The sequence below is a fragment of the Bradyrhizobium sp. 33ap4 genome (assembly GCF_032654765.1).
In the GTDB taxonomy this organism is placed as follows: Bacteria; Pseudomonadota; Alphaproteobacteria; order Rhizobiales; family Xanthobacteraceae; genus Bradyrhizobium; species Bradyrhizobium australafricanum.
In genome coordinates this window covers 65,310-81,050 of sequence record NZ_JAUMTJ010000025.1, presented here as the reverse complement: position 1 = coordinate 81,050, position 15,741 = coordinate 65,310, and the positions used below count along the sequence as shown (strand labels likewise).

At 57.6% G+C, this 15,741-nt stretch carries 18 protein-coding genes and 1 pseudogene; 1 reads left to right on the top strand and 18 read right to left on the bottom strand.

All coding sequences use genetic code 11. The features are described from left to right. Window positions 1-10 precede the first annotated feature (10 nt). The 9 genes from Q2M23_RS20650 to Q2M23_RS20610 all read right to left on the bottom strand — a co-directional run bounded on the left by Q2M23_RS20650 (window position 11) and on the right by Q2M23_RS20610 (window position 6,154). Window positions 11-250, bottom strand: coding sequence for a nitrogen fixation protein NifZ (locus tag Q2M23_RS20650; protein ID WP_057018209.1), 240 nt, complete (start codon window positions 248-250; stop codon window positions 11-13). Then, complete coding sequence (locus Q2M23_RS20645; RefSeq protein ID WP_057018208.1) at window positions 243-566, bottom strand: nitrogen fixation protein NifZ; 324 nt, start codon at window positions 564-566, stop codon at window positions 243-245. Before Q2M23_RS20645 ends, Q2M23_RS20650 begins: the two co-directional genes overlap by 8 nt. Further along, window positions 559-942 (bottom strand): hypothetical protein, encoded by a 384-nt coding sequence (locus Q2M23_RS20640; RefSeq protein WP_316396826.1) that lies wholly within the window; start codon window positions 940-942, stop codon window positions 559-561. The genes Q2M23_RS20645 and Q2M23_RS20640 overlap by 8 nt, the downstream gene beginning before the upstream one ends. A gap of 158 nt (window positions 943-1,100) precedes the next feature. Then, window positions 1,101-1,325, bottom strand: coding sequence for a 4Fe-4S binding protein (locus tag Q2M23_RS20635; protein WP_316396825.1), 225 nt, complete (start codon window positions 1,323-1,325; stop codon window positions 1,101-1,103). Window positions 1,326-1,334: 9 nt separating this feature from the next. Next, window positions 1,335-2,894, bottom strand: a complete 1,560-nt coding sequence (gene nifB / locus Q2M23_RS20630) for a nitrogenase cofactor biosynthesis protein NifB (protein ID WP_316396824.1) — start codon at window positions 2,892-2,894, stop codon at window positions 1,335-1,337. 345 nt (window positions 2,895-3,239) lie between these two features. Continuing rightward, entirely contained in the window at window positions 3,240-4,103 is an 864-nt protein-coding gene (locus tag Q2M23_RS20625) for an SIR2 family protein (protein ID WP_316396823.1), read from the bottom strand. Next, window positions 4,100-4,324 carry a putative nitrogen fixation protein NifT gene (gene nifT / locus Q2M23_RS20620; RefSeq protein WP_069277625.1) on the bottom strand — a complete coding sequence of 75 codons (225 nt, stop codon included), beginning with the start codon at window positions 4,322-4,324 and terminating at the stop codon, window positions 4,100-4,102. The genes Q2M23_RS20625 and nifT overlap by 4 nt, the downstream gene beginning before the upstream one ends. Further along, window positions 4,321-5,514, bottom strand: coding sequence for a cysteine desulfurase NifS (nifS, locus tag Q2M23_RS20615; protein WP_092084227.1), 1,194 nt, complete (start codon window positions 5,512-5,514; stop codon window positions 4,321-4,323). The genes nifT and nifS overlap by 4 nt, the downstream gene beginning before the upstream one ends. Before the next feature lie 319 nt (window positions 5,515-5,833). After that, window positions 5,834-6,154: a HesB/IscA family protein gene (locus Q2M23_RS20610; RefSeq protein ID WP_069277623.1), complete on the bottom strand. Its 321-nt coding sequence runs from the start codon at window positions 6,152-6,154 to the stop codon at window positions 5,834-5,836. A 273-nt stretch (window positions 6,155-6,427) separates the two neighbouring features. Between Q2M23_RS20610 and Q2M23_RS20605 the strand changes: the two genes are divergently transcribed. Further along, window positions 6,428-7,018, top strand: coding sequence for a hypothetical protein (locus tag Q2M23_RS20605; RefSeq protein ID WP_316396822.1), 591 nt, complete (start codon window positions 6,428-6,430; stop codon window positions 7,016-7,018). Between the two features lie 7 nt (window positions 7,019-7,025). On the opposite strand, the pseudogene Q2M23_RS20600 reads toward Q2M23_RS20605, so the two are convergent. From Q2M23_RS20600 to nifK, 9 genes and pseudogenes are all read right to left on the bottom strand, one after another. Beyond that, window positions 7,026-7,420: pseudogene (locus tag Q2M23_RS20600) on the bottom strand (Rieske (2Fe-2S) protein). A gap of 663 nt (window positions 7,421-8,083) precedes the next feature. After that, a complete protein-coding gene (locus tag Q2M23_RS20595; RefSeq protein ID WP_316396821.1) occupies window positions 8,084-8,923 on the bottom strand; it encodes a host specificity protein in 840 nt (279 codons plus the stop codon). A 621-nt stretch (window positions 8,924-9,544) separates the two neighbouring features. Further along, window positions 9,545-9,844: a ferredoxin III, nif-specific gene (gene fdxB / locus Q2M23_RS20590; RefSeq protein WP_092084232.1), complete on the bottom strand. Its 300-nt coding sequence runs from the start codon at window positions 9,842-9,844 to the stop codon at window positions 9,545-9,547. A 13-nt stretch (window positions 9,845-9,857) separates the two neighbouring features. Then, on the bottom strand, window positions 9,858-10,058 hold the full coding sequence (locus Q2M23_RS20585) for a CCE_0567 family metalloprotein (protein WP_316396820.1): 201 nt from the start codon (window positions 10,056-10,058) through the stop codon (window positions 9,858-9,860). An 8-nt stretch (window positions 10,059-10,066) separates the two neighbouring features. Further along, window positions 10,067-10,537, bottom strand: coding sequence for a NifX-associated nitrogen fixation protein (locus tag Q2M23_RS20580; protein WP_253588065.1), 471 nt, complete (start codon window positions 10,535-10,537; stop codon window positions 10,067-10,069). Between the two features lie 6 nt (window positions 10,538-10,543). Next, complete coding sequence (gene nifX / locus Q2M23_RS20575) at window positions 10,544-10,939, bottom strand: nitrogen fixation protein NifX (protein WP_057018197.1); 396 nt, start codon at window positions 10,937-10,939, stop codon at window positions 10,544-10,546. Continuing rightward, the gene (gene nifN / locus Q2M23_RS20570) at window positions 10,936-12,345 is read right to left on the bottom strand and encodes a nitrogenase iron-molybdenum cofactor biosynthesis protein NifN (RefSeq protein WP_316396819.1); all 1,410 of its coding nucleotides are present in this window, start codon (window positions 12,343-12,345) and stop codon (window positions 10,936-10,938) included. The genes nifX and nifN overlap by 4 nt, the downstream gene beginning before the upstream one ends. Window positions 12,346-12,354: 9 nt before the next feature. Next, window positions 12,355-14,001, bottom strand: coding sequence for a nitrogenase iron-molybdenum cofactor biosynthesis protein NifE (gene nifE / locus Q2M23_RS20565; protein WP_316396818.1), 1,647 nt, complete (start codon window positions 13,999-14,001; stop codon window positions 12,355-12,357). 107 nt (window positions 14,002-14,108) lie between these two features. Beyond that, the gene (gene nifK, locus Q2M23_RS20560) at window positions 14,109-15,665 is read right to left on the bottom strand and encodes a nitrogenase molybdenum-iron protein subunit beta (RefSeq protein ID WP_316396817.1); all 1,557 of its coding nucleotides are present in this window, start codon (window positions 15,663-15,665) and stop codon (window positions 14,109-14,111) included. Window positions 15,666-15,741 lie beyond the last annotated feature (76 nt).

Genomic DNA, 15,741 nt, shown 5'->3' with positions numbered 1-15,741 from the left:
GAAAGCCCCCTCAAAGCGCGGTGATTTCCTCTTCAAGACAGCCAATGAGCCGCCGCTCGCCAAAATCGACAGTATAGATCGGTACGTCCGCCTCCGTATGGATAGCGACCCTTACGATCTCGCCGGTTGCTCCGGCGCCGAGCACGAGACCCTCGGGCTCGGTATCGGGAAAAGAGCCGTCGTTGATGAGGTCAACTGCAGCTTTGACGCGCTGGCCCCGCCGATACTTCGGAAAGCGAACCTCAGTCATACACAGTCTCTTCCGGCAATGGCAGATCATCGATCTCCTCGCATGCGTCCACCGACTCAAGCTCCTTGCGCTTCATGCCAACGCGGCAGCCGCTTTCGAGGAACTCGACGCCGTAGATGTAGAATTGCTGCAAGAACGTGCCGATCGAAACGACGTAACCGACATCTCCCTTCTTGACCAAAATCTCGCCGATCTCCTTGCCGCGATATGTGCCATCGTTGCGGATAGTGCGATTGGCGCGGACCTTTTCGCTAAAACTGAAGACCGGCGGCCCACTGAGCTCGACGACGTCGCTATCGCGAACGATTTTATTCATGCACCACTCCCTCGTGGACACGCAGGGACGCCGCCATACCGGCGCATGCGAGGTCCCGCATCAATTCGTCCTTATCTCCATCTGCCGGTTCACCCGCGGCAATGCAGCGCGCCACTGCATGGTAGACGTGTGGGCCAGGGGCACGCTGTGGAGCAGTTAGCGGCCCCGGCAACGGGCGCTGTATGTTCTCGACCCGCACAGGGGCGTCTAGGTCGTTCGCTGTGGCTAGCGGCCGCTCATTGGAGACACCGCGTGCCACGATGTGGCGGAACTCGAGCTCCTCGTCGCTCATCAATTGGCCGAGCTGCTGCGGCGCGATGCGGTGCGCCACGGCGCGACTAAGCTCATAGGTATGGTCAGCCAGCATCAGCGTCACTCGGTTGCATCAAATGGAGTTCCAGCTCGGCTGGCAAGGCTGCGATGGCCCTCGTTCCGCCGCCGCAGAAACAGGGCATGGCCTTGCGCCGCGTTCCCGGGTACAGTTTGGTCCACATCATCAAGCGGCGGCGGGAATCCGTTCATGGAGCTCACCCTTCAGGCTGGCGCGTGGTAGCGCGGCCAGGACGTGTCAATGACGCAGGTATTGTCGACCGGACAGGCAGCAACACATTGCGGCTCGTCGAAATGGCCAACGCATTCGGTGCATTTTGCCGGCTCAATGACGAAGATCCCAGCCTTCTCCGAGATTGCAACGTTCGGGCACAATGGCTCGCAGGCTGAGCAGCTCGTGCACTGCGAGGCGATGATCTTGAATGGCACACAACCTCCTCACGCCGCAGAGTTCAGGGCTCCCTGTCGAATCGAAGCATCGCCGCGCGTCACGTGCTGGATCTCACCGCTCTTCACCTGGTCGAGATAGGACCGGAACCAGGCAATTGCCGACTTCTCGATGAACTCATGCGCGTATTGATCGACCGGCTCGATTCCAGCCTTGATCAGATTGCCTTTCGGGCCGCCGCCGATCTTGGCCACGAACACCGCGTGGCAGTCATTGATGCCCTGGATGATGGTGGACAGCCTATCCTGCTCCCCATAACCGCCCTGGCAGTAGACGTCCACACGGCGGTGGCCGACGAATTTTGTGCCGGAAGTGGAAAGTTCGTAGATTTGGAATTCCTTTGCATGTCCAAAGTGCTCGTTGATTATCCCCGAGCCTTTGGTTGCGACTGCCACCAGAAGCGAGATCTCACTCGTCTCCCCAGCCAATTTCGCGAGTTCCTCGTTGTTGGCCTTGCCTTTGGCGGCACGCTCATCCTCTACCTGGTCGCGATAAGCCTGGCGCACGTCGAGGTCATATTCGGCGTCCATCTTCATGACTTTGTCAGTGGTAAACTCCGCGCTGCGATCCTCTCCGAGCAGACCCACAGCATCGGCCCGGCACTGACGGCAGTGGCGCATCATGTTTATCTCCCCTTCACAAGCATCCTGCAGCGCCCTCAATTCCAGCGCTGTCGGCCCGCGCTGACCGTTGAAGCCAAATACTGTTCCGTACTCGGGTGCGGAGATCAGCGGCATGATATTGTGAAGGAAGGCGCCTCGCGACTTCACCGCCTTGTTGACTTCGACCAGGTGATGATCGTTGATATGCGGGATCATCACAGAGTTGACCTTGCACAGGATCCCCCGTTCGCTGAGCATCTCCAGGCCTTGCAGCTGACGATTAGTGAGTATCCTTGCCGCGTCGATGCCGGTGTGGCGCCTGTGGTCGAAGAAGATCCATGGATAGATCTTGGCGCCGATTTCGGGATCGATCGTGTTGATGGTGATCGTGACATGGTCAATCTTGGACTTGGCGATGATGTCAACATAATCGGGCAGGCTCAGCCCATTGGTTGAAAGACACAGCTTAATGTCCGGAGCCGCTTTGGCGACGAGTTCGAACGTCTTGAACGTCTTCTCTGGATTGGCCAACGGGTCGCCCGGACCGGCGATGCCAAGCACGGTCATCTGGGGAATGGTGGCCGCAACCGCAAGCACTTTCTTGACCGCCTGCTCAGGCGTGAGCTTCTCGCTCGCTACGCCCGGGCGCGATTCGTTGGCGCAGTCGTATTTGCGGTTGCAGTAATTGCACTGGATGTTGCAGGCTGGCGCCACAGCGACGTGCATGCGGGCGTAGTGATGATGCGCCTCTTCGCTGTAGCAGGGATGGTTCTTCACTTTTTCCCAGATCTCGGTCGGCAGATCGCCTTGTCCCGCCCGCGAGCCGCAACGCGCTTGGCCAATGTTGGACGAGGTGCGGCAGCCCTTATGCTCGGCGGCCGTCTGCACCATCTTTCCGGCACCTACCGCAGCTTCGGCATATTTCCCGCGTCCGACGACCGCGTTCATTTTCCAGTTCTCCCTGCAGGCAATCATCGGCCTCCCTGGACTACCCCCGAGAGACCCGCAAGAAGAGCAGTAGCAACTCACATGCCATCGCGGAGACGATGACGTTGCAGCTATACGCCAAAGGGTTAGGGGGAGCATCAACGCCCAGGCATGCAGGACCAGCAATGGCGCGAATGTAGGAAGCGCGACAAGCACGTCGTGCTTTTGGCGCAGAGCCCCACGGCTGTTGCGTTCATTCACGCACCAAGGTCGCGCTCTCCCCGGCGCCATCTCTGTTGGCCTTAATGCGATGCGGCCACCTCACAACGGGCAATACGAGCTGGGGAATCCGGCTTCGCAACGCCGCTAATGGGTGAGCAGTATCTCGACCGCGCGAGGCAGACCAATCGCAAGCGGCATCAGGCCTTGCTCGCGCAGAAAACGGAGCTCATTGCGCGAGATCGCATCCAGATCGACGATTGCATAATGGGTATTGGCCGATCGCTTGATGACTTGCCGGGCGTAGCTACGCAACAGCTGATCGTTAAAGCGACAACCGATGAAGAGAAAGCTCTGTCCGATCCGCCTTTCCTTGATGATGTCCGGAATCGGTGTCTGGATGTCGATTTCGGTCAGCACCTCGACATAGTCGGCATCGGCAATCAGGAAGTTATTTGCCGGCTGCACGCCGCCGTGCGGCTTGTACAATACCGTCGCCCAGCTGTCCGCCACGACACTGTGGACCTCTCGGCCAACCGAGTCATAAAAGCGATACCAGCGATTCTCACCAATGCCGACGCGGCTGATACCCTGCACTTCGCCCCATCCATCGCGCTTATCCAGCGCCGCGCGCATCGCCCCATCATACCATGTGTCGATTATGATGGGCAGCGACAGAGACGCAAGATGATCGTGCAACCTGGTCGGCTCGACCGGCCGAGCGAAGGCCTGCGCCATCAATGCCGTCACGGTGGAGCGATGTTTGCTGATCTCGATGTGCTGTGCCGCGGCCCATGCATTGCCCTTTGCCCGCCGCGGCAGCGCAACCTTGCTGGCGAAGAACTCAGATAACGCCTCAGGTGTCGTCGGCACATCGGGTCTGGACAATTCGACGAGGCCAGGACCAAGATAAGGAACGACGCGCGCGGCCCTGAGCCCGGCAGCGACGTCCGCGAGAATGGCCTTGGCATCGGTCCCATTGACAAAATCGATCTGTGGAGTCGCCTTCACGGATCGTCACCGTTCTCGCCCCGTTTTTTGGCGTTGATTGTCACCGGCAATCGTGTATCGCTTGCCATCTCCGGCAAGTCGAGCACCCAGCCATTCGCTATTTTGATCCAGCCGCCCCACAGCGTTTCGTGCTCGGATTCCACGATCGGTTCTTCGAGATCCTTTTTCGGCACATAGATCGATAGGCCCGCGTCCGGAGAGCGGCGGATCATGATCTTCAAGAGTTCAACTCCCTCGATTGCGGCGCATAGTTGGCCAGACTGGCAGACTCCCGCAAGTTGGCGCGCAATCGAGCCACGATTTCTGACAGTACGCACACGACCTCATCGACCTCGGCGAAGGAGGTTTCACGCGACAGAGAGAAGCGCACCGCGCCGCGCATGCTCCGCTCCGGTACCTGCATGGCGCGCAGAACATGCGATGGCTCCATTGAGCCGGAGTTGCAAGCTGATCCCAGCGACACGGCAATGCCCGCGCGATTGAGATGATGGACGATTGCCTCGCCGTCGAGATCATCGAAAGCGATATTAGCCGTGTTCGTTAGCCGGTTGCTGACATCGCCGAGCACCGCGCACTCGCCATTATGCAAAATCCCCTGCTCCAGGCGGTCTCGCAACGCACCAATGCGAACTCGTTCCGGCTCGAGCCGCTCCAGCGCCAGCTCTGCCGCTTTTCCAAGACCGACGATGCCGGGAATATTCTCAGTTCCGCCGCGGCGCCGACGTTCCTGTAATCCGCCCCAGATCAGCGGCCGGAATTTTGTTCCTTTGCGCAGATAGAGCGCACCGATCCCTTTTGGGCCATGTAGTTTATGTGCTGAAAGCGACAACATGTCGATCGCACTGTCCTGTAAGTCGACACGTACCTTTCCAACGGCTTGGACCGCATCTGTGTGGAACAGGGCGCCTGCCTCACGGGTCAATCCGGCCAGAAATTCCACCGGAAAAATCGTACCGGTCTCGTTGTTGGCCCACATGATCGAGGCGACCGCCGTACGGGGCCCGAGCGCGCAGCGAAACGCCTCGATGTCCAGCCGGCCGCGGGAATCTACCGGTACGATATGCGCCTTGACGCCTCGCGTCGCCAACTGCTCAACCAGGGAAAGGATGGCGGAGTGCTCAACCGATGTGGTGACGATCTCGTCGCGGTCCTCTTGGATCGCAAGCGCCGAGAGGATGGCGGCATTATTCGCCTCGGTCCCACCGGAGGTAAAAACGATCTCATGATCGTGGGCATTGCCCAACAGATCCTGCAAGCTACGGCGCGCCTGCTTCAGCGCGACTGCGACCTCGCCGCCAAACGTATGGCTGGATGACGCATTGCCGAATTGTTCGGTGAAGAATGGCAACATGGCTTGCACAACGGACGGATCGGTCCGCGTCGTCGCGTTGTTGTCGAGATAAATCGGCACTTGATCCCTCGCTTAATCTCACGCCTTGGCTGCGGCAGCTACCGGGAATAAGCGGACGAATTCGCAGAGCCTATTGACAAGCCACCCCTGAATGTCTTCAAGCGCCCCCTTGAAAGCTTGCAGAACGCGCAGGCACCAAGGCTGACCACGACACTGCTGCGATCGATCCGGTGCAGCCGACTGTCGCTGCCTCGTTGCAGAATGGGTCGGACATCTTCGATTACGACACGAATGGATAGTTCTCGGCCGGTCGGTCGTGGCGGCCGGTAATTGCCTCATTTGCTCTGATTCGGTCAGCATGCTTGACGTCTCTTTTTTGTTAGCTGAACGATTTTCCGCACGAGCAGCTCGAAGTGGCGTTCGGGTTATGAAAGGTGAAGCCTGGGCTCTCCAGCGCCATCACGAAATCGATGGTTGTGCCGACCAGATGCTCATGGCTCTTGTTGTCGACAAACACCCTCAGGCCGCCGCACTCGATCACTTTGTCGTCGGGCTTCGGTTGCTCTTCAAGACCCATCATGTATTTGAACCCGTTGCAGCCGCCTGCCTCGACCATAATGCGCAGCCCGCTTGCTGGCTGGGCCGATGATGAAATCGCGCTCTTGACCGCATTCACCGCGCTATCCGTCAGGTTGATCATGGCTTATCCTTCATCTGCTTCGGACCACTTGCTTATGGCAAGTCATGTGCCAGCGTGCAGAGGATTGATGATGTTTGCCTTTTCGGATCGTGCCTGTTGGCTTTGGCACTCGCGTCGAATTTCCGACAAGACTGCTTGAGGCGGCCTGAGCCCATTTACGCCTTTTCCTTCCAAGCTACGTCGAAGACTGCTGTGCGTGGACGGCAAGCAATTTGCAGTGCGTCTCACACCGGCCAAGGCGTCGGTGAAACGCTTAGATCGAGGACGATTTTTATGACTACAATCGAGAACACCGCGCTCGGCAGACTTGAGAGGGAGGGCCGCCTGCTCAATGCCGTATTCAAAGGCGGGACCATTAAGCCTGGCCGGTTCGGCTTTCGCGGCGACATCGCACTGAAATTCCAGACCCAGGTCGCGGACGAGAAACGGCCGCCGGACTATTCGATCGAGCAGGTTTTGACGATTGCGCAGAGCGGAGAACGGGTCATTCCGGTGCTGGCCGGCTATCTGCATTCATTCGCGTATCTGGCCGACGTTGCAGGCGTGCTGGACGGCGCGTTAAGCCCAGACGGCAGCTACTTCATGTTCTGCAACAACATAGACCTGCTCGCGAAATACCGAATCAAGCTGGGTGACGTTATCTTTCACGTCCTGCCGTGCGATGAATCCACGGTTTGGAAGGAGATGATGGACCTGGTCGGGGTCAACAAGGATGACATCAAGAAACTCGATTCAGGTGGCAAGCTCGATTACCTGCTCGATGCGGCAAAGGATCTCGATCTGTCCGATGACGAGATCTCGTACGAAGATGGACTTAAGAGGATGGCCCCCGTGAAAAACCGCAACGAAAACCGGCCCGTCTGAACAAGCTTCATTCGCTGCGGGAAGCATCGTCTTCGACAAGACTCACGCCGACGGCGCAGATATCTCCATCCAGGACTATCAACGCGATCGGCGTGAGCGTTCCACCCTTACAAGGACCTTCGACGCATTGGCCGGTGCCGAGCTCGAATGTCGATCCGTGCTTGCCGCACATCAGTCGAACGCCGTATGGATCGAGGAATTCGTTCCGCTCCCAGTCCAGATTGACGCCGTTGTGCGGGCATTTATTGACATAGCCAAGCACGCTCCTCCCCATCGGATCACAACGATGGACCACGGCCGTCGATTACCCTCGTCATCTATGACCATAAGATGGAATCCCATGGCTCGGCAGCTTGGAATATCTTTAAAGCCGCAAATCGCGTAGACGGCATCTGGCTGCATTCGCTGCTCGCTTAATGTTAGACGTCTTTTACTGTCGCTGTGCAATCAACCATACAGTGCAAGATCCTTGTTGACACGGTTCTACGGGTCAAGGCCAATCCACGCGAACATTTGGCTTTGCGCTGCGACATCACTACGCGGCACAGCCTTCGCCACCGTTCTGGAACTACTTGCCGGCCCATCAAACGCACTGTCGCTCGCAGAACATCAATGCCTTCCGACAGCACCGAATAAGCCAGATTGCGCACGTGAATGCCACGACAAGTGATCTTGGCATACTTTTGAATGAGTGAAGCGTCTGGATTTTGGTGTTTATGCCAAGACACGCTGATGCGATTGGGGGCAGGATTGCAACCGCGAAACCACACTTAGCCGTCGCCGGTGGTATTCGAGTTGTTCCGGCTCAAACTTCACGGTTGCGACCGCCAAGCATGTTGCAACAACTTACGATCGCAGCTCGCGGGTGCCCGCTCCTTTCGGTCCACCGGCCGGGTATCTAGGTCCTGCCGATTCGGCGAAGCACAACGCTAGGCTACTTCCGGCAAGGACCGCAAGCCCGAGATCCAGACGAGAGGGAGCGCGAGCGAGCATGCGCTCCCTTCTGGAGGTTAATACTTTTGCGCTAGCAATGAGGAAGGACCAGTCATTTTCGAGCCAGTCTCGTCATTCCGAATCGTCTTGCGCCAAACCCATTCTTTCCATGGCGCGCTCCAAATAGAACGCAGGATCATCGTCGGAGGATACCGTCTCGAAATTGCCGACATCATTACCATCAGAATTGGAAAGATACTTTGTAGGCTTGTCCGTTCGCTGCCACTGATCGTTCTCGTTCTTCGTCCACACCTCGGGATGCTCGTGAGGATCAAGCACCCAGTAATTCCGGCCGAAGTGGACAAAACCCATTTCCGCCAGACGTGGTTCCATGCCTTCTACGGCAGGACGTGACAAGACCAGCGGATATTTGCCGTCCATTCGCAACTGATGCTCCAGCAAAATATCCCCAGCATTCTCGACCAGCGGATGAGTAATGCGGAGATCTACCACGGACGTGACGTCGCTACGCCCAAACTGCCGCAGAAAACGTTCTCCTTTGATCGTGGCGGGGCCACCTGCCCTTAGAAGCCCGACACTTTCGTCACCCAGTTGATAGCTGTAGAATTTTGCCTGTTTGTTCGGATCATCGTAAGTGCTGGCATAGCTTCCAGCAACCGTTGCCGCGCGCTCCGCTTTCTCGGATACGAAATCCGAGTACTCTTCTGGGTTACTTGCGATTTGCATGATGTCGCTACCCAAATATCTTCTTACTCCATCCATGAAGGAAGATCGGTTAATCTCGATGATCGGAGGACTGGAAGTGAGAGTGTATCGCGTCATTGATGAGGACTCACCCGGATCCATACCCGCCACCGCCTCCGAAAAGCGGGAGCTGTCTCCCGCCTCTTCCCATTCGGCCTGGCTACCGCTTGCCGACTGATCGGACGCACCAACGATTCTGCCATACATCAGCTTCGCTCTCCTATCGGCAAAATTGCATGTTGTTGAGCTCGTGCCGCGCAAGCTCTGCGGGTGAGGATATCCAGACCAGCTGACCACAACCTGACGCACAGGCAAGGCGCCTGTCCGAAACTTTCACGCGAACGCTAAGCCATCAGCAGCGCATTGCGATTCGACGATATGTTTTCTCCTGTTGAGGAACTGCACTCCTATTGCGCTAGACTGGTCGCGCCTGAGCTGGCTCTCTGCGTCCTGCAGGTCTGATCCGACCGCTGGCACCGTTCCTAGCAAGGGTTATTGTCAGCCACCAACGGCCGAGGCTTTGGCCGTGATCACGTCGGTTCGGAGCTAGAGACTAAAGCTAGAGACCAAATGAAGCGCAAGTCGGTCGGGGACGGAAGGGGATCTGTCCACGGTCATACCATGACCAAACGTACGCTCCTCCTGATCCCCAACCGAACAAGCGTGCCGCTGCATCGGAAACAGCATTTCGTAATTCGTTACGACCTAAAACGGTTCGCGTTACAGCCACGTTCCGGTCCGATCTTTGTTGCGGTCACTGCTCAGGAAGTTCAACGATGGCTGTATTTTTGACCGTAACGCCCTGCGGGGGAGGGATACGGCGGCGGGTCAGACAGCTTCAGCTTCGGCCGGAACGTGGGTTTGGCAGTTGGCCGGACAAACCCTGCTGCAGGCGCCGCAGCCGATGCAGGCGCCCTGATCACTCAGAACCATGACTTTTTTTTCGATCTCATCGTCCTCGTCATCGTCGAGATCGACAAGTTCGCCCTCCTCGTTGATTCCTTTCAACGTCATGACGTCCCGACCGCACACTTTGAAACAGCGGCCACAGCCGATGCACTTCTTGGCATCGATCGAGATCAGGTAGTCCGGCGTCCAGTCGCGGCCATCGCGCGTTGCAAACGACATGAGTCGAAACCCTCTAGATATTTTCCAGCGCCTTCAAATCCAGACTCTTGCGTTCGAGTTCGGCGTAGGCACGGTGCGCCTTCTCTGCCACCGCCATGATTGATGCCCAGTTGATAGGAAGCTCTTCCGAAAGATCGTGCAGATCCATTTTCGCTTGTAACGCTTTAGCCGACAGTTTCTTTAGTTCTGCCTTCAGTGTTTCACGATCGCTCATGAGTGCCCTCAATAGTTCGCCACGTCCGGAAATTTACGAATCAAATCGATCCCGCTCCTGACATATTTGTCTCCCTCCTGTGCGAGCATTGCGAGGTTGTCGAAACCAAAGCGATGCACATCGCGCAGCTGTTTGTTCACCGCAATCAGCCGACCTCCGATCAGCACCATGCGGCCAAAGCCTTCATGATGCATCTTCAGCATCGGCTGGATCATCACGCCGGTGGCCTTCTCAATCGAGAGTGCAACCGCATTGAAGAACAGCTCCAGCCGCCACAGCGTATCGGGATCAGGATCGCCGACGATCGGCAGCGCACGCCGCTTCTCCTTGTCCAAGATATAGGGTTCGAGCAGGTCGAAATCGCTCTTTGCCTCCCACGCTCCATTGGCATCCTGAGCGCGCCATATCTTGACGAGTTCCTTGAGAAACGGCGCATCAAGGTCGCCACGCGGCTGCTCCATTTCTACGGCCTCGGTCATCTCACCTCATTCGTCGAACTCGAATGTGCGGCGTTGGTCCTTCGCCAAGGCCTTGCGGAGCCAAGGCGGCGGCGTGCCCTTCAGGACGTGCTCGAGCTTTTCGAGCAGCACAAGGATGTTCTCTGGCTTGTTCACTTTGATGGGATGGATGTTGTTGGCTACCACCCGCGCGGCGCCAGCACCGCCGATTGCGGCAACGTACAGGATTGCACAATCCTTAATCGCTTCGATCTTCGGCGCTAACTTATCGTCGTTGCCGTCTTCCTTGAGATCTCCCTCAAACTCAACCGCCTTGAGAAACACGTGTCCGCTTGGCGCGACATCGTAGATAGCGATATTCTTTGCCCAACCAAAATGGGCATCGACCTGTCTTAGGTCTTGTGTGGCGAACGCGACCTTCATGCAATCGACCTCTCAGTCGCTCCCTTGGAGCTGCGGTTGGCGGCCGCCGCGGGCAGTGCGGCCCGACCCCGCCAGCTATCGGGCGTGGGCTGATGATTCTCCTCGCGGTCCGCGATCAGGAGATTGGCGATGTCGAAGATCAGATCGCGCGTACCACGATACCCGATGGATAATTGGTGTCCTGCGCCAAGCCGATCGAACATCGGAAAGCCGGCTCGATAGAACGGAATTTTCAGCCGGGCCGCCGCTTGCCTACCATGCGAATGCGTGATCAACAGGTCGCAACGCCTGGTTTTGGCAAGCTCTTCCAGATCCTCGAGATCGCCAATCAGCACCTCTTCGGTCTTGATCCGCTCGATCACGGCCGACTGCGTAGTCGTCACCGCCGCGGCCACCTCCGCCCCCATGTCGTGCAGCATACTGGACAGGTCGAACAGCAGGTCGGGCTCCGCCGCGATCGCAAGTTTGCGACCGCCGATATGGAAGTGCGTATCCAGCATTGCATCGGCCAGCTGGCCACGCTGGCGCCGATACTTCGACGGGACCGGGCGACCGCTGATCTCGCTCAAGAAAGTCATCAAGTCGTCGTTCGGATCGAGACCGCACAGCCGTTCGAACAAGCGAATGGGCACGCCCGTTTTGGCCTGCATGACCTCCGCTGCTCGCCGCATTTGCCCGCCGACCGCGATGGTCCATCCGGCACGCCCCATGCTCGCGATTTCGTCGACGCCTATGCCGCCGATGGTCGTTGCCGTAAACTCGTCGGGAATATGCCCATCGAGCGACCTCGCCAGATCAGGCAGGAACGACGGCCGCAACCCAAAATCCTCCAGGATCGTGCGGAGTTCATCAAGGTCACCGGGCGTGAGGTGACATCCTGGAAGAACATTCACCCTCGATGGATCGCGCAGGCCGCTGACGTTTGGCCTTTCCACCAGCAAATCCACAATGCGCGTCACAGCCTTCTCCCAGCCGTCCTGGAACGCACCTTTGAAATCAGGCGTGGAGACATAGACCAGCGGTAATTTCGCGAGCTGCGGATGCTTGTCGCGGATCAGCTTGAGGTAGGCATCCACATCGTCGCCGTTGGTCTCGGTGACGCCCGTCGAGCAGATTCCGATGATTTTTGGCTTGGTCCGGTTATAGATATTGAGTATCGCCTGCTCGAGATTCTCGTAGCCGCCGAGCACGGTCGCGACCTCGCTCATCGCGGTGGTCTGCAGTGGTACAGCTTCCTTGAAATGCCGCACAAAGAGGGTGAGCCCGAAGGAGGTGCAACCTTGTGAGCCGTGCAGAAGCGGCATCGCTCCACTTAGCCCCATGAAGGCAAAAGCGGCGCCGATCGGCTGACTCATCTTCAACGGGTTAACCGCGCATGCTTTTGTCGGCACCGTGGCAATGGCCATGACACGTCCCTATTCGGCGGCTTGCAGCCCGGCAGGCGGCGAAGACGACAGAACGTCCTCGATGCGTTGCTTGCAGCAACCACCGACTGCATTGGTGTGGTCTCTGACTGCATCGACGCTGCTTAAGCCATGAGCGTAGATCGCATCCTCAATTGTGCCGAGATCGACTGTGTTGCAGAAGCAGATCTTCCTCGCGCGCCGCGCCCGCTCCGTGACTGCCGGATCGCAGGCGATCGCGGCCACCGGCGATTGCATCTGCACCATCGCCTTGGCCAAGGCCTGCCATGGCGCCGGTCGACGTAGCTGCTCCCACATCGGGTTGGAGAGCGACTTGTCGATCTCCTCCACCAGCTTGACCATTCCGACATAGCCCATATAGGCGTGGCACCGCTCCTGGTTGATATCCAGCCAAGGCATCGCCGCCTTCAACGCAACGAACTGCGATTTGCCGCCCGAAAGCATGATGTCCGCTTTGGCGTCCTTCAACATCTTGTACATTTCGCGCGGCGTCATATCCTCGATCATGTGGGCATCCTGCCCCATCAGCTGCTTGATGCGTTCCTTGTCCTCCCTCGTCGATTTCTTCACACTGGTTCCGACCAGTTCGAGACCGGCCTGCTGGAGTGCCGCAACAACCGACCAGGACTTGACGCCGCCGGTGATCAACAAAGCCTTCTTGCCTTTGAATCGTGGCTTGTACGGTCCGATCGCGGCCCATGCTCTCGCTTCCTCGCGGGCGATCACAGCTTCGGTGCGTCCAAGCAAATCCATCGGCGCGCCGCGCTCAACCAACAAGCGGGCAATCTGGCGCAGCGATTCGCTCGAATCCTGGATACCGTAGAACGAGCCTTCGAAGAACGGAATGCCGTAGCGTTCCTCCATCTTGCGTGCGACGTTGATCATGGCTTTCGAGCACACCAACATCGCCGCTCGTGCCCGATGGGATGAAGCGACTTCGCGATATCTGGCATCGCCCGAGATGCAGGAGAGTATCCGTACTCCAAGCTCATCCAACAGAGGCTTCACTTGCCAGAGCTCTCCGGAGAGATTGTATTCTCCGATGAGGTTGACATCGTACGGTGTGGTGTAGTCCGGCTCTTGCGTTCCGATCACATAGTCGAGCAAGGCCTCGCCGGCGAGTTTGTTACCGAGGTTCTTCGAACCAACGAACCCCGGGGAATTGATCGGGATCACCGGCTTGCCGAACCTTTGAGACGCCGCCTTACAGACCGCGTCGATATCGTCGCCGATCATGGCCGGGATGCAGGTCTGATAGACGAAGACGGCGGGCGGGTCGTGCTTGTCGATGATCTCCTTGATCGCTTTGCAGAGCCGCTTCTCGCCTCCAAATACGATATCGGTTTCGCTCATATCGGTCGTGAATGCGGTGCGCCACAGACTAGAGCCGGAAGACGCCGCGCCGCGATTGTCCCACGAATTGCCTTCGCACGCGATCGGACCATGTACGAGGTGAGCGACGTCGGTAAAGGGCTGCAGCGCAATTTTTGCGCCGTCGAACGCACAGCCGCCCGCAGCGCTGCCAGGCTGCAGCTGTTTGGTGCAGCCCTTTTTGCGCTCAGCCTCCGACTTACTACCATTCTTGGCGCAGCCCGGTTCGTTGAAAATACTCTGGACCCTGGCCGCTAGCGAGCTCATTCGTTTTTCCTTTCGATCGAAATCAAATGCAAGGCCATCATGGCCAACCACATGCCCCTTGCGACATCGCCGAAGTCCTCGGCGATGTCGCAGCGCATTGTCTGCCATCAACGAATGATGTCGAAGCTGTAGTCGGTTTTGCCTAGAACATTTGTTTTCTTGTCGATTTCGTCGAAGATCTTGTCGAGGATCTTCACCAGCACATTCAAGCCGCCCTGATAGCCCCATACAGGGGAGCGGTGATGGTGATGTCGATCGAAAATCGGAAATCCGATGCGAAGCAATGGCGTTCCTGTGTCGCGCTCCAGATACTTGCCGTGGGTGTTGCCAATCAGAAAGTCAACCGGATCGGTAAACAAGAGCGAACGCATGTGCCAGAGGTCCCGCCCCGGATAGGCTTGGCAAGCCTGTCCAAATGGCGAGCTTGCAAACAGCACCTCCATTTTTTCCTGCCACGCCTTGTTGCCGTTGGTGGACAGCACATGAGTCGGTTCGGCACCGAGTTCGAGCAGAAAGGCAGCCAACCCATAGCAGAGATCCGGGTCGCCGTAGATCGCGAACTTCTTGCCATGGATATGCGCGCTGGAGTCCGCGATGGCATCAACCAGGCGGCCACGCTCTCGCGCAAGTTCCTCCGGGATCTCCTTGCCACTGATGCGCGATAACGCCACGAGAAAATCATCGGTTGCAGATACCCCGACCGGGTAATTGAAAGACACAACGTCCTGGCCATGCTGGGATACGAACGGCAGCGTTTTTTCCGTACACCATTGCTGCATGGAGATTGTCGCCTTGGCGTGAACCGCGTTAGCCGCATCTTCCAGCGTGGTACCGCCGTCATACATTCGGAACTCGCCGTCGGTCGGGGTATCGAAAACTTCAGAGTTATCGGCGAGAATCGTGTGCTTGATGTCCATCAATGCCAAGATTCGCTTGATCTCGCGAAGGTTTCCAACGGTATTGCCATCGAAACCGCCGATGATGTTGATTGCCTCGTTTGGCTCGCGCTCCAGCTTCGGCGCTGTTCCTGCCTTTCCGTCCCAAAAATGCTCCAGGATGCCCTTGAGCGCATTGTCATAGCCAGTGACGTGGCTGCCGACGAACGCCGGCGTGTGAGCGAACGGCACGTCGAACTCTGCCGGAACCGAGCCCTTTTCCTTCGATGTCTTGATGAAGGCGTTGAGGTCATCGCCGATCACCTCCGCCATGCATGTCGTCGAGACCGCAATCATCTTGGGCTTGTACATGTTGTAGCTGTTGGCGAGCCCGTCGATCATGTTATTCAGCCCGCCGAATACAGCGGCGTCTTCCGTCATAGATGAAGACACGCAGGAGCTCGGCTCCTTGAAGTGCCGCGACAGATGGCTGCGGTAGTACGCCACGCAGCCTTGCGAACCGTGGACGAAAGGCAGCGTACCCTCAAAACCAACCGAGACGAATACGGCCCCAAGCGGCTGGCAGGCCTTGGCCGGATTTACCGTGAGCGCCTCCCGCGCAAAATTCTTTTCGCGGTATTCAGCCGTCTTGGTCCATTCCTTGATACGTTCGACCTCGGCAGGATCGCGGGGATTTTCGAACATCTTCTTGTCGGCCAGCATTTTTTGGTACTCTGGACCACGGAACAGTTCGACATGATCGAGCACATGTTCTGCACTCTGCGCCATTGTTAAGATCCTTTACTATCGAAATTGATGTCGCCCCAACTCTCCCCAGAGAGCGGGATCGGTTGCTCTACTCTGG

Excerpts from the sequence above, each read along its gene's own strand:
- Q2M23_RS20645 (WP_057018208.1), bottom strand. The coding sequence starts at position 566 with ATGAATAAAATCGTTCGCGATAGCGACGTCGTCGAGCTCAGTGGGCCG.
- Q2M23_RS20585 (WP_316396820.1), bottom strand. The coding sequence starts at position 10,058 with ATGAGCGATCGTGAAACACTGAAGGCAGAACTAAAGAAACTGTCGGCT.
- nifE (WP_316396818.1), bottom strand. The coding sequence starts at position 14,001 with ATGAGCTCGCTAGCGGCCAGGGTCCAGAGTATTTTCAACGAACCGGGC.
- Q2M23_RS20610 (WP_069277623.1), bottom strand. The coding sequence starts at position 6,154 with ATGATCAACCTGACGGATAGCGCGGTGAATGCGGTCAAGAGCGCGATT.
- Q2M23_RS20605 (WP_316396822.1), top strand. The coding sequence starts at position 6,428 with ATGACTACAATCGAGAACACCGCGCTCGGCAGACTTGAGAGGGAGGGC.
- nifX (WP_057018197.1), bottom strand. The coding sequence starts at position 10,939 with ATGAAGGTCGCGTTCGCCACACAAGACCTAAGACAGGTCGATGCCCAT.
- Q2M23_RS20650 (WP_057018209.1), bottom strand. The coding sequence starts at position 250 with ATGACTGAGGTTCGCTTTCCGAAGTATCGGCGGGGCCAGCGCGTCAAA.
- nifN (WP_316396819.1), bottom strand. The coding sequence starts at position 12,345 with ATGGCCATTGCCACGGTGCCGACAAAAGCATGCGCGGTTAACCCGTTG.
- nifB (WP_316396824.1), bottom strand. The coding sequence starts at position 2,894 with ATGAACGCGGTCGTCGGACGCGGGAAATATGCCGAAGCTGCGGTAGGT.
- Q2M23_RS20595 (WP_316396821.1), bottom strand. The coding sequence starts at position 8,923 with ATGTATGGCAGAATCGTTGGTGCGTCCGATCAGTCGGCAAGCGGTAGC.
- fdxB (WP_092084232.1), bottom strand. The coding sequence starts at position 9,844 with ATGTCGTTTGCAACGCGCGATGGCCGCGACTGGACGCCGGACTACCTG.
- Q2M23_RS20580 (WP_253588065.1), bottom strand. The coding sequence starts at position 10,537 with ATGACCGAGGCCGTAGAAATGGAGCAGCCGCGTGGCGACCTTGATGCG.
- nifK (WP_316396817.1), bottom strand. The coding sequence starts at position 15,665 with ATGGCGCAGAGTGCAGAACATGTGCTCGATCATGTCGAACTGTTCCGT.